The following is a 12,633-nucleotide window of genomic DNA, read 5'->3' as shown; positions in this document are numbered from 1 at the left end:
CCACGGCGACTCGGGCCGCGCGTGCAGGTGCTCGAGGCGACGCGGCGTAGTGGACGAGCTCTCGTCACCAGAAGTGACGAGGCGCGGCCACCCGCCGCGTCCCGGTCATACCTCGATCGCGCGCGAGGCGGGCATGACATGGCGAGCGGTCGTCGTGCAGGCTTTCGTCTCGCCGATCGGCGAATACCCGAGGGCTGCGGCGCACGTGTCCTCTACTTGCTGCACGTACCGCCGGCCTCTCGCTTGCCTCACATGCAGAGGGCATCCTGCGTGAGGTAGAGCGGCATCGAATCCTCCCACTGACTGTCCGTCAGCATCCTGTTGTCGGACCCGTCGGCGTTCATACTGAAGATCTGACCGTAGGGCTGGAAAGTGTCGTCGTAGAGTGCGGCTTCTTCGCGGAACCCGTGCATGCCGCTGTTGTACAGAATGCGGCCGTCGTAGTTCCAGACAGCGTGGCCGTCGTTCGCGCCGCTGCTCGTAAGGATCTTCAGGTCGCTTCCGTCGGGCTTGATGGTGCAGACGTCGAAGTTGGTAGGGCTCGTTTTGCGGGTGAAGAGGATGAGTTTGCCATCCCAGGACCAGTCGGGCAGGTTGTCGGACTCGGTGGTCAGGACGGTCGTCGCTCCCGTCTTGAGGTCGAGGATGCGCAGTCCCTTTTCGTCGCCCCAGACGCGGTAGACGATGCGGTTGCCGTCCTCCGAGTAGCTCGGGAAACCGGCGTTGGTCGTACCGTCGGTGAGCACTTGGTGCGAGGAGCCGTCACTGGGCACCCTGACCAGCACGGCATTGGTGGTCGCGCGGGTCTGGAACCATCCGCCCAGCCCGAACGCGATCCATTTGCCGTCGTGCGACCAGGTGGGCCGGAACGCGCCGGCTAGCCCGTGCTGGACCATCACCTGGTCGAGGCCCGAGGTGGCGGTGTCGAAAACGACCTTCTGGTCTGATCCGTCCGGGCGCATGGTGACGATCGAGGAGTTTCCGAGTTGCTTGTTGGTGATAGCGAGGCGTCCGTCCTTGGACAGTGCGGGGAAGACGTCGCAGAAGCGGTAGTCCCAGTCCGGGTCCCAGCTGTACAGCGGCTCGTCGAGGGTACGTGTCGTGTAGTCGAGCTTCTCGTAGATCACCTTCGTTCCGTCCGGCGACCAGACCGGCGAACGCAAGCCCCTCTTGACCGGCAGCCGATTGCCGCCGACGTAGGCCAGTCCTTCGTCGGCTCCGCCCTTGACGAGGTACCCGATCTCGGTCGCGCTCACGTACTGGGGCGCGACCTTCAGGTTGGGACCGGAGGTGTGCTCGACGCGTGCCCCGGTCGCGAGATCGACTGAGACGATCTGGGAAACGACGGTACCGATGGCTTCCGGCCGGTGCGCGCCCCAGGTCCCCTCGACGGTGATCTCGTAGAAGACGATTCGGGAGCCGTCGGGAGACCACTTCGGTGAACCGAGGCAGTATCCGTCCCGGGTCGCTACCTGGCGAAAGCCGGTTCCGTCGGGCCGGATGATGTAGACGCTCAGTTCCTGCGTGTGCTCCCAGCCGGTGCCGTTGCCGTGGCCCCGCCAGGTTGTGTTGCGGTCGCTGGAGAAGGCGATCCACTTGCCGTCCGGTGACCAGGAGGGGCGGAAGTGGCCGTCAGGGCTTGCGGGATCGCCGGCGAGGGCTGAGGTGCCGGTCAGGTTGGTCCGCTTGTTCGTGGCCAGGTCGAGCAGCCAGATGTGTGTCTTGTGGTCGCCGCTCGTGGATACGTAGGCCACCTTCTTTCCGTCCGGAGAGGGAACGGCCCAGTCGTTCATGGCGGAGTTGACCACCAACGGCTGGACGCCCGTTCCGTCGGTCTTGGCCCGGTAGAGGCACGAGTTTCCGTCCCCGGTGCGCTCGGATGTGAAGAACACCGATGCCCCGTCGGCGGAGAAGGCGGCGTGGTGATCGAAGGCCGCGCTCTGCAGCAGCACGCGTTCGTTGGAACCGTCAGCGTTCGCGACGCAAAGGGTTGAAGAGGATGGGCCGATGCGGTTCATCAGCATCACCCCCTTCTTGCCGGACGCTGCTGCCGCCACGGCGAACGGTTTGGGCAGGAGTGCGACGCCGGCGACGGCCGTGCTGGCCGTGAGGAACGCTCGACGCTTCATGTCAGGTGACATCGCTGTCCGGGTCCTTTCGTTGACGGGAGGGCGCGTGACCGCACGGGAGAGTCGCCGCGCGTGACGCATCTGCGGAGTTGCGGTAGGGCCTTGTCGGCTGCGACTCAGCCAGGTCCCAGGGGGCCGCTCGGCTCGTCAGTACATGCGCCCGCCGCATGGATTGTCGAACAAGTTGGGCGTGAACGTAACACCGCGGAAATCCGACCACAAGAGATCCTGCAAGAACACGGCACACGACCCATCCGCCACCCCAGGAGCGTCCTTGATTGTCCGACAACTACGACGGGTCGGTTCCATCGCTCGCATCCGCAGTCGGCCCTCCGGCGCCTCTGCGCCTGACGTGGCGAGGTCTCGTTAAACTCGTGGTTCACGGAGCCAGAAGCTCGAGGTGCACCGAGGGAGAGTCATGGGCCAGAGGTCCGACGACGCGGCGGTCCTGGCGCGGTTGCGCACGGTCACGATGTGGCTGTCTCGGCAGATGCGTGAGCCTTCCGCTGTCGCAACGTCCATTACGCCGTCGCGGCATTCCACTCTGTGGTCGGTCGACAAGTTCGGGCCGCTGCGGATGACGGACCTCGCGCGTCTGGAGAAGATCAGTAAGTCCTCGGTCACACGCATCGTGAGCAACCTGGCGGCGGACGGGCTTGTCGAAGTCACATCGGACGTGAACGACGGCCGGTCCACTCTGGTCGGAATGACACCGGAAGGTACCCGGGTCCTCGCCGCGACTTCGGAACGGACCGACACGTTTTTCCTGTCACGGCTGGCCGACTTCTCCGAGGCGGAGAGGGTCATGCTTGACGCTGCCGTGATGCTGCTGGAACGCCTGGTCGCTCCTGCTGATGGGCTGTCGGCGGAGGACTGAAACCTTCGGGGCCGGCGTGAGACGTAGGCAGGGTCCGCCAGGCAGCTGGAGGCACCCTGTGATCTGGCCGGCTGCGAGCATGGCCAAAGAGGGTTGCCTCGGTAGCTGATGGCGTCGACAAGTGTGGTTCGGACTTGGCCGGCCTGAACGCAGGGCAGGCGCCGAGGGCTGGAGGCCGGGTGCGGTCTGAGAGCATCCGCGAAAGCGGCGGCGCCCCGAGCGCAGCGAATAGTGGCGGCCATGATGCGCCAAAATCCCGCTGCCAAGGTCGGCAGCGAAGGAGTCACCCACACCCAGCTCGTGGTGGCTGGTGGATTCGCCCTGACTCCGCGCACGTCCAGTACTGGCTCAACCACTCCTTGCCGGTCGTGGTGGTCCTTTGCGAACCGGACTCCCAGGTCTGCTACTGGCAGCTCGTCAGCCGCGAGACGATGCAAAGGACTCGCCGGGGCGTTGGAAGTTGCTCTGACCGTATCCAGGCCGAGTTGGCCGCGGCCGAGGAGGAATGGCAGGAGTGGGTGATCGCCCGGCGGCGGGTCGACACGGTTCTGCCTCCGGACGGCGCCGCGGACACCGGACATGAGGCCGCCGGTCCGCGGGACATGGAAACGCAGCCCACGTCCCGCGATGCGGCCAAACCAAAAACGCAGGGTGTGGCGTCCCGGGGTGGCCCCGTCGGTGCTGTCGGTGCTGTCGGTCGACTGGTGAGCGGTGACGCCCGTCCGGAACACTGCCGCCATGGCAGTGACGCAGCAGCTCGCACGAGTGACGACGGAGTACTTGAACTTCTGCCGACAGGCATCACAAGCCTCCCCGGACGCCAACCCCGAGTGGAACCCGCCAAGGGCAGACTGGATCGACCTCGGCTGGTCGCCCGAGTCCCTCCGGCGGCTCTGCCAACTGGCCCGGGTCGGACCGGCGGCAGTTGCGGCACTCGAACGATCCACCTACGGCGATGCGCTGGTCGATGTCTTTTACCTCGACCACGACGACGCCGTTGGCACCTTCGGTCCTCCGCCCAGAGCCCTTGCCCCCGCCGCAGTAGCGGAGATCGCCGCCACACTCGCTGCGGTCGACTGGGAGGCCGCCATCGCGGCGCTTCCGGCGGACGGCCAAGAAGCGGCAGCTGCCCTGGGAATAGACATCACTGGCGACCCTCGCCCGTACCTCACTCGCCACTTCGAGGCACTCCGTACCTTCTACCAGCAGGCCGCTGAACGGCGGCTCACCGTCGTCCTGTGGTGGGACTGAGCCCGGCCCGGTCCACGACGAGGGTTCAGTTCCTACGGATTGACGGTCTCCCGAGCGGAGGGGCGGCGATGAAGTCCGGAGCGCTCACCGGTGCGGTGCGAGAGGGCGAGGCACTCGCCGAAGAGGCGGTTCGGCGGGCACCTCGCCGCCCTCAGGCCGGGTCGGCGGGCAGAGCCGCGTACGGGTGGACTTCGATCCGCAGGGGCGGCTCGGCGAGGAGGCCGATGATCTCGTCGCGCAGCTCGTCGGCAAGCGGGCTGTTCTCATAGGCGTCCTTGGCCTCGTGGCTGCGGAACACCTCCATGTTCCACAGCACGTCGGGGTCGGCGTCCTCACGGGCAATGATGAACCGATCGGAGGATCCCGACTTCTCCATGCCCGCGGTGGCCAGCGCGAACAGCTTGTCGCCGTGTCCGGGCTTGGCGCGCATCTTGATGAGGTAGGCGGGCTGGTCCTGCAGTGCCATGTCTGTCTCCTTCTGTCACGCAGCGGAGCGCCAGATGCGTGCCGCCCCGACCCACTCTCCCGCGAGCAGGTCATCGATACCGCCATCGACCTGCTGGACACGGCCGGCGAGACCGGATTGTCCTTCCGAGCGCTGAGCGAACGCCTGGCTACCGGCCCCGGTGCGATCTATTGGCATGTGGCCAACAAAAGCGAGATCCTGGCCGCGGCCACAGGCCGCGTCGCCAGCCTCGCACTGGCCGCAGAGAAGACCGGTCCGCCGGGAGGGATACACAACGTCGCTCTCGGCCTTTTCGGCGCGATCGGGAGCTACCACTGGCTCGCTGCCCAGATCACCGCGACGTCCGCCCTGATGCACTACATCCTTGGCGCCGCCGGCCAAAACGCCGCGAACCTCGCGCGCCCGCAGTCTCGGGACGGAAACCGATCGCGGTGCCTTCACGGACACTGTGGCGGGCGCATGGAAACAGCTCAGCCCGGAGGAATACCCCTTCACCCGAGCCGTCGCCGACCATGGACTGGACCACGACGACCGCGCGCAGTTCCTGGCCGGCATCGACCTCATCATCGCGCGCGTCACGATCCGCCCGCCCGCCACCTAGCAGCCGCGCGAAGGCCAGCCTGCACGGCCGAAGCTGGGCCGCCCAGCTCCCACCTCCACGCATGCCAAAGGGCGCCAATCGGAGTGCCGCGTCACGAACCTCTGTGGGCAGAACACCTAGGCCAAGGCCAGTCTCCACGACGAAACCTACGACGAAGCCACCTGGGACCAGCACGGAACTGAATGCCGTGTCTGGGACAACGAAGACACGTTCCACTCGAAGGAATTCAGCGACTGGCAGCAGGCCCAGTCTCCGGGACTGGGCTCCTACTTCGGCGACGGCGAGGTCGTGTTGTGGCGTCCGGAGCTGACACTGAACGAACCGGGCACCGTGTTTCTACTGGTCGACCCGTTTGGGGCCACCCGCGGTCGCTGGGGTGTAGCAGTTCCAGGCACCCTTCTCGCCAGACGCCAACTTGACTGTCGTACGCAGTACAGGCACCGCCCCTCAGTGACGACTGGCACGGGCTCTTCCGGAACGCGCCGCCGGATCGAGGGTTGCGGCCAGAAGTGTTGGGCATGCCGAAGTCCTGCGTGCGGCCCGGACGCCGGCACGCATCGACTGTCATGCGCGACAGGGCAGTACGGCTGCGGTCGACAATCCAGTCGAGGAAGACCGCGCCATCCCGATCTGATCCTCGAAACGCCCGCGCGCCTGACAGGCGGGACGTCGATCAGCCATGCCGTGCGAGCGAAGCTGCGGCCTGTCATTTAGTTGCGTATCAATACTTGATCTCATGCTCCTCCCCCTGAGTCATACTGCTTACTCACCGGGGTCGCGACACCGGCGATGAAGCGTATGGGCACCTAGTTGAGCTCCGAACAGCCCAAGGATGACCACTGCGACGTCAGTTCACAGGGTGGAACCTCATCCGCAGACCTCCGGATGGCGTACCGTATTTAGTACCGGTCTGAAACTTCTTGGCAGCCTGGAGGCATCGGTTCGGAGCCAGCCAGCAGGCCTGGTGATTCGCGTTCTGTCCAGATGCCGTGTCCGTCGGAGTCGGGCACCCGGAAGGGGCTTCGTGACATTCCTTCGGCTACAGGCCGTACGCGTCATACGGAACAGGTGCCGCCCCGCGGCAGCCGAGGTGCGCCGAACTGCGGAGGTGGACCGATGAGTGCTCTCGATCGCCCTGCGCCGGCCGGGAGCACCAACGCCGACGCTGCTCGACTGAGCAGCTTCGCGTCGCTCAGGATCCGCAACTACCGCCTGTACATGCTCGGGCAGTCCGTTTCAGTGGTCGGCAACTGGATGCAGAGCATTGCGGTGGGCTGGCTGGCACTGCAGCTCACGCACAGCGGAACCATGCTTGGCCTTGTCACGGCCGCCCGGTACCTGCCGATCCTGCTCCTGGGTGCCTGGGGCGGGCTTGTGGTGGACCGTCATGACCGTCGGCGTCTACTCACGCTCACGCAGGTCCTCTTCGCTGTTCAAGCCGCTGTGTTGACAGTGCTGTCCTGGGCCGGTCTGGTGAAGTTGCCACTGCTCGTCGCGATCATGCTCGTCCTCGGTGCCATCAATGTCTTCGACAGTCCGGCGCGCCAGAGCCTGATCAGCGAGTTGGTCGACCGGGAACATCTGCCCAACGCGATTGCCATCAACTCCACCCTCGTGAACACGGCGAAGCTCGTCGGCCCGGGGCTCGCCGGAATCATCATCGCTGCCCTCGGGGTGACTCCGTGTTTTGCGCTGGACACGTTGTCTTTCGCGGCCGTCATCATCAGTCTCCTGGCCCTGCGGCAAGCGGAGATGCGCCCCACCGAACGAGAGGTTCGTGCGAAGGGACAGATCCGTGCCGGAATCGCCTACATCTGTCGCACCCCCGAACTCCTTCATCCCATGATCATGGTGTATGTGACGGGCGTGTTGACCTGGGAGTTTCCGGTGACACTTCCGCTGCTCACCACTTCTGTGTTCCATGCCGGCCCCGAGGGGTTCGGGGCGGCGATGGCTGTCATGAGTGCTGGCGCGGTCCTGGGCGGGTTCATGGTGGTGCGACGCGCTCATGTCACTACGCGGTCCCTGTCGGTGTCGGCGGTGATCTGGGGAGCTCTGATCTGTGCCGCCGCTTTGGCTCCGAACCTGCCGCTGGCGCTGGCCGCGCTGTTGCTCGTCGGCTCCGGGTCGATCACGTTCAATTCCTCGGCCAAGACGCTGATGCAAACGAGTGCGGCTCCGCAGATGCGGGGCCGGGTGGTATCGATCTGGACGATCGGCTGGATGGGGGGCACCGTCATCGGAGCGCCGACTGTCGGAGCGGTCGGAACGGCGAGTGGGCCCCGGAGCGCCCTCCTGGTGGGCGGTCTAGCCGCGGCAGCCGTCGGAATCGCCATGCTCGTTGTGTCCCGGTCCGTGCCTCGCCGGTCCGTGCCTCGCGCGGCCCGCGACCAGTGATCGGCCCGGCTGTCACCGGAATGGGCTGCGAAAGCTCCTGTGACGGCGCGGATGCTGCCGGGCCGGTCAGGCGCGGCGGCATCCGCGCCGTCACAGGAGAAGGGCGGATCGACTCAGTGGCGTGCCATGCGGACGCTGATGCAGTCGGGATCGGGGATGTCCACGGCCGTTCCGGTGTCCGTGAGGTGCCCGGATCGCGGGTCTACACGGAAGAGATTGACCGTTGCGCTCGCCTTGTTCGCGACGAAGAGCCAGCGTCCTCCCGGGTGCAGGGAGAAGCTCCACGGGGTGACGCCCCCGCACGGCAGGCGCTGGGCTTCGGTCAGCAGTCCGGTCCTCGGGTCGGCCTCGAAGACGACCAGAGTGTTGTCGCCGCGGTTGGAGGTGTAGACGTGCCGTCCGTCATCGCTGACTGCCAGTTCGGCCGCGCTGGTGGTGCCGATGTGGCCCTGGGCGTTCGTCGTCAGGAGTTGGCGGGGTGTCAGCGATCCCTGACGGGCGTCCCACTGCAGGACCTCGATGTCCGCCGTCAGCTCGTTGAGGAGATACACCGACTGCCTGTTCGGGTGGAAGGCCAGGCGCCGGGGGCCCGACCCGGGTGCCGTCGCGTAGGAGCGGTCGCCGTCGGACAGTTGGTGTGTGGCTCGGTCGTAGTGTCGGATGAAGACCCGGTCGGCGCCGAAGTCGGCGACCAGAGCGAACCTGCGGCTCGGGTCGATCACTACGTGGTGCGTGTGCGGGCCGGCCTGGCGTGGGTTGGGCCCTGAGCCGGTGTTCTGCACACTAGAGGCCACCGGGCCCAGCTCACCGTTCGGCCTGACCGGAACGGTCGCTGCTGAGCCGGTGGCGAAGTCGGCGATCAGGAGGGTGTCCGCGTCCGCGTTGAGGCCGATGTACGACAGGCCGCCGCTGCCGCCCGGGACGGCCTCCGTCTCGATCTCGCCGGTCCTTCGGAGGGCTCCGGAGGTGTCGTCGATGCGGTAAGTGCGGATGAATCCGCCCGGCTCCGCGCCGGCGACGTAGAGAACCGGGCGGGTCGGGTGCACCGCGACCCAGTTCGAACTGACCTCTGCCACAGCCCCGAGGGGGTTCATGGTCCCGCGGACGGGGTCGAACCGTAGGGCGTGCACCTGGTTCTTGCCCCAGGTTCCGATGTAGAGCAGGTCATGGCCGGGGTGCCGAGCCGGTGAGGCGGCGGCTGTGCTGGAGAGCAGCGGCACGGCGGTTGCGGTCGATGCCGCGATGGCTGCCAGCAGGGTCCTGCGGGAGGGCGCCTCGCCCCGGATGGCGCCGGCTGAGACGTGCGGAGGTTCGTTCATCGGGGGAACTGTCCTTTCACATGCCGGAGGGAGTGCGATTCAGTGCTTGGTCTGGGGCCGGCGGCGGGCCGCGAGGCCGAGGCGCTTGAGAGCGTAGGTGTCGAGGCCGCTGAGCACGCCGTTGAGGGAAAGGGTCAGGACGACGAGGACGATGAGGCCGGCGAATTCGGAGGCCGCGTCAAGGTTCTGGGCTGCGGTGAACAGTTCGTGGCCGACGCCCTCGGAGGAGGCGATGAACTCTCCGCCGATGACGCCGAGGATGGCCAGGGGCCCGCCGGTCTTGAGCGCGGCGAAGAAGGGCGCGGCAAGCGTCGGAATCGTCACGTAGCCCAGGACGTGGTGCCTGCGCCCTCCCATCACCTGGACTACCTCGACGAGTTCGCGTTCGCGCATCCGCAGGCCGAGATAGATGTTGTAGAAGACCACGAAGGCGACGCCCGTCATGGCGATGGTGATCTTCGACCAGGGTCCGATGCCGAAGAACAGCAGGAACAGCGGGGCGAGTGCGATCTTCGGGATGCCGTTGACGGCCGCGACGAGCGGTTCGAGGACGCGCCCCAGGAGCGGGAAGGAGCCCAGCACGAGGCCCATGACCGTCCCTGCTGCGACGCCCAGGCCGAAGCCCGCCAGCACCTCCACGGTGGTCACCCTGATGTTGTTCCATCCGGCGGCGGAGCCGAGCATGTCCGTAAGTGCGTCGTACACCTCGGTGGGCTTACTGACTGCGTACTCAGGTACGACCGGACCACTCATCAGCTGCCACAGGACAAGGGCGGCGATGATCACCAGGATGCGCAGCGCGATGACGGAGCCCGTACTCTGCCAGCCGGCGCGCGCCTTGTTGACGGGCCGCTCCGAGGTTGCTTGCTCGGGCTTGGTCACGGCTTTGTCTGTGACGGTTGCCATGGTCTTCTCCCTTCCGGTTGGGTTCGGCCGTGTCACGGCAGGTACGTGTTGGTCCAGTTGTCAGCGTTGACGCTCGCGTCCGGCACCGCGCCTATGCCGTCCTTCACGAAAGTGACGGTCTTCTTCCATCCGTCGGCATCCATCTTGGCGGTCGTGGGCCAGTCCACCTCCGCGACGGCTGCGCTCAGCACGTCGTCGGGCATGCCCGGCAGGCTCTCGCGCGCCGCAGCCACGACGGCCTTGTCGTTGGAGGCGTGGGTGTCGAGGTAGGTCGTCGCCTCCTGTACGGCGGTGGCGAATCCCTTGACCAGGGCGGAATTGCTCTTCGCGTAGTCCTTCTTCACGACCACGACCTGGCCGTAGCCGGCCTGTCCGGCGCCCCACTCGGGCACCTTCTTGGGGTTGGCCACCACAACGCCGTCGCCCTCGTGCTGGACCTGCAGCGGGATCGGCTCCGAGGTGATGAACCAGTCCACCTCGCCCTTGGTGAGTGCTGCCTTGTCGGCGGCCGGGCTCGGCAGCGAGACCCACTTCAGCTTGGTCGGGTCCACACCGTGTGCCTTGAGGAAGATTCCTGCTTCGGCCTTGGTGTTCGCGGAGCTGGCGCCGGCTGTCGAGTCGGCCAGCGCCTTGGCCACCTCCGGCGCCGGGCTGTCCGCGGTCAGGCTGTGCTTCTTGGCGAACGCTGTGCTGACGACGATTCCGAGCGGGTTTCCTCCGCCGTTCGTGGCGACCGACAGCTCCGGCAGGCCCTTGCTGAGGCCGGCGAGGAAACTGGTCGGGCTGGAGTTGAGGAACTGCACGGAATTCGACTGGAGTGCCGAGGTGCCCGTGGAGGCGGTCAGCGTGACGTACTTGATCTTGATGTTCTGCTTGTCGAAGTAGCCGGCCTCGTCCGCCAGGCGGATGGACAGGTCGAAGACGTTGCCGCTGACGCCGACCGAGACGGTCGTCTTGCCGTCCGAGCCGACCGACGAAGCGCCGTCGTTGCCGCAGGCGGTCAGGAGTGCTGCGCTCGATATCACGGAGATGGCCAGTGCGAGGGACGAGCGGTTCGTGCGGTGGTTCATGGGAACTCCTTTGTTCACCAGGCTTGCTGGGAGGCGAAGAATCGGATCCAGAAGTCGGTGCGTACTGGATCGGAGACAGGGATCGTGCGGAAGTGCGCGCCGATCTCCATGACGGTGGCGGAGTCCGGTGAGAAGGCGGGCCAGTGAGGCAGGCCGCTTCCGTTGGGGTCGCCCGTGGAGACGAAGTTGGTCCAGTACCCGGCCATCGTCCGGGCGATCTCGTGGTCCTCCTCGTTCCAGGCACCGGTGCCGCCGGTGGGGTTATGGAAGACGTAGTCGATCTCCGAACCGTGGCCGGCCCGCCTCGGCCCGGCATCCGGTGACGGCGCGCGGTGGGTCCAGAAGTAGGAGCGCACCGTGCCGGTAACGTGGCGTGTCCAGTCCGATCCCCACAGGGAAGTCGAGATGCGGGAGTTGTCGCGTGCCGCGAGGCTGCTCGCCCGCGCCGCTTCGTCGTCCGTGCCGGCCGGGTAGAGCCGCAGGAACTCCTCGGCGTAGGGCCCGAACTTCCGGCGGGCCGACGTGACGTGCTGTTCGAGGGTGACGTTGACCGGCGGGGAGCCCGGCCTGGCCTTCTGCCGGCCGTTGCGCAGGGCGGAGACCAGGGCTTCCGGAACCGCGCCGCTCTCGTCGAGGTTGTTTCCGGTCAGGTAGTCGACGTCGTTCTGCAGCCCTTTGGCATAGGTCTCGTCGTAGCCGGCCGGCAGGGCCCACCCGTCCACGACGGGGCGGAAGAGCGGGGGCCCTGCCGGGCCTCCCGTGTCGACGGCCGTGTCGAGCGGGTGGTGCCCGTCGATCAGCTTCCGCCAGTGCAGGCCCCGTAGGTCGCGGGCCGTGTTTGCGCCGTGTGCTCTTGTGTAGCGGTCGCCGGCGCTCTCCGCGTCCCGCTGCAGCCGGTAGGAGGTCGACATATAGCGGAGTTCGGGATCGCGTGCGTAGCGGGAGTGACTCTGTGTGATCGCGCGGTGGAACAGACCCTTGGCCAGGGGAGACATGGCCAGGAAGTTGACCATGCCCGCTCCTGCGGACTGGCCGGCAATGGTGACGCGGGCGGGATCGCCGCCGAAGCGTGTGATGTTGTCGCGCACCCACCGCAGGGCGGCGACGCAGTCGAGGAGACCGTAGTTGCCAGAGGCGCCGTGCTCGGACTCCTCGCTCAGTTCTGGGGTGGCAAGGAAGCCGAAGGCGCCGAGGCGGTAGTTGAAGGTGAGCACGACGAGACCGTTGCGCGCAAGGTTTTCGCCGTTGTAGCGGGGGTGAGCTCCCGTGCCCTCGCGGAACCCGCCTCCGTAGATCCACACGAGGACAGGGCGGAGCTCCGCGGTGGCGGGTGCCCCCGTCCAAATGTTCAGACTCAGGCAGTCCTCACTCATGGGCACATCGACACCGGTCGCGGCCGCATCGGTCGGCGCCTGAGGGCACATGGGCCCGAACCGGTCGGCACGCCGGACACCTTCCCAGCGCACAGGCGGCTGGGGCGGCCGCCACCGCAGGTCGCCGACCGGCGGGGCGGCATACGGGATACCTCGGAATACGGTGACGGCGCGGTCCCGGCACGGTATGCCCTCAACGGGCCCCGCTTCGGTGTCAACCGTGTGGCGCATGGGGTACTTTCCG

At 66.8% G+C, this 12,633-nt stretch carries 9 protein-coding genes and 2 pseudogenes; 5 read left to right on the top strand and 6 right to left on the bottom strand.

Going from position 1 to position 12,633, the window contains the following annotated elements; genetic code table 11:
- Positions 1–248: 248 nt before the first annotated feature.
- A complete protein-coding gene (locus tag OG408_RS36585) occupies positions 249–2,141 on the bottom strand; it encodes a TolB family protein (protein ID WP_326673796.1) in 1,893 nt (630 codons plus the stop codon).
- Between the two features lie 406 nt (positions 2,142–2,547).
- Here OG408_RS36585 and OG408_RS36580 point away from each other — a divergent pair, with 406 nt between their 5' ends.
- The 3 genes and pseudogenes from OG408_RS36580 to OG408_RS36570 all read left to right on the top strand — a co-directional run bounded on the left by OG408_RS36580 (position 2,548) and on the right by OG408_RS36570 (position 4,257).
- Positions 2,548–3,006 carry a MarR family winged helix-turn-helix transcriptional regulator gene (locus tag OG408_RS36580; RefSeq protein WP_285566610.1) on the top strand — a complete coding sequence of 153 codons (459 nt, stop codon included), beginning with the start codon at positions 2,548–2,550 and terminating at the stop codon, positions 3,004–3,006.
- Between the two features lie 179 nt (positions 3,007–3,185).
- Positions 3,186–3,389: pseudogene (locus tag OG408_RS36575) on the top strand (hypothetical protein); the annotation flags it as partial.
- A 355-nt stretch (positions 3,390–3,744) separates the two neighbouring features.
- Positions 3,745–4,257: a DUF1877 family protein gene (locus OG408_RS36570; protein WP_326673795.1), complete on the top strand. Its 513-nt coding sequence runs from the start codon at positions 3,745–3,747 to the stop codon at positions 4,255–4,257.
- Positions 4,258–4,408: 151 nt separating this feature from the next.
- Here OG408_RS36570 and OG408_RS36565 read toward each other — a convergent pair whose 3' ends face one another.
- Positions 4,409–4,723 carry a putative quinol monooxygenase gene (locus tag OG408_RS36565; RefSeq protein WP_326673794.1) on the bottom strand — a complete coding sequence of 105 codons (315 nt, stop codon included), beginning with the start codon at positions 4,721–4,723 and terminating at the stop codon, positions 4,409–4,411.
- Here OG408_RS36565 and OG408_RS36560 point away from each other — a divergent pair.
- Positions 4,712–5,324 (top strand): annotated as a pseudogene (locus OG408_RS36560) (TetR family transcriptional regulator). The gene OG408_RS36565 and the pseudogene OG408_RS36560 overlap by 12 nt on opposite strands.
- Positions 5,325–6,440: 1,116 nt before the next feature.
- Complete coding sequence (locus tag OG408_RS36555; RefSeq protein ID WP_285566615.1) at positions 6,441–7,721, top strand: MFS transporter; 1,281 nt, start codon at positions 6,441–6,443, stop codon at positions 7,719–7,721.
- Positions 7,722–7,834: 113 nt separating this feature from the next.
- Here the strand turns inward: OG408_RS36555 and OG408_RS36550 are convergent, their stop codons facing one another.
- Genes OG408_RS36550 through OG408_RS36535 form a run of 4 tightly spaced genes read right to left on the bottom strand, consistent with a single transcriptional unit; the run spans position 7,835 to position 12,620 of the window.
- Positions 7,835–9,040, bottom strand: a complete 1,206-nt coding sequence (locus OG408_RS36550; RefSeq protein ID WP_326673793.1) for a lactonase family protein — start codon at positions 9,038–9,040, stop codon at positions 7,835–7,837.
- 39 nt (positions 9,041–9,079) lie between these two features.
- Complete coding sequence (locus OG408_RS36545; protein WP_285566617.1) at positions 9,080–9,946, bottom strand: ABC transporter permease; 867 nt, start codon at positions 9,944–9,946, stop codon at positions 9,080–9,082.
- Between the two features lie 32 nt (positions 9,947–9,978).
- On the bottom strand, positions 9,979–11,016 hold the full coding sequence (locus tag OG408_RS36540; RefSeq protein ID WP_285566619.1) for an ABC transporter substrate-binding protein: 1,038 nt from the start codon (positions 11,014–11,016) through the stop codon (positions 9,979–9,981).
- A 14-nt stretch (positions 11,017–11,030) separates the two neighbouring features.
- The gene (locus OG408_RS36535; protein WP_326673792.1) at positions 11,031–12,620 is read right to left on the bottom strand and encodes a carboxylesterase/lipase family protein; all 1,590 of its coding nucleotides are present in this window, start codon (positions 12,618–12,620) and stop codon (positions 11,031–11,033) included.
- Positions 12,621–12,633: the final 13 nt, after the last annotated feature.

The organism is Streptomyces sp. NBC_01257 (assembly GCF_035917255.1).
Taxonomy (GTDB): Bacteria; Actinomycetota; Actinomycetes; order Streptomycetales; family Streptomycetaceae; genus Streptomyces.
The sequence above is the reverse complement of the archived record's forward strand: the minus strand, read 5'-3'. Positions and strand labels throughout refer to the sequence as shown.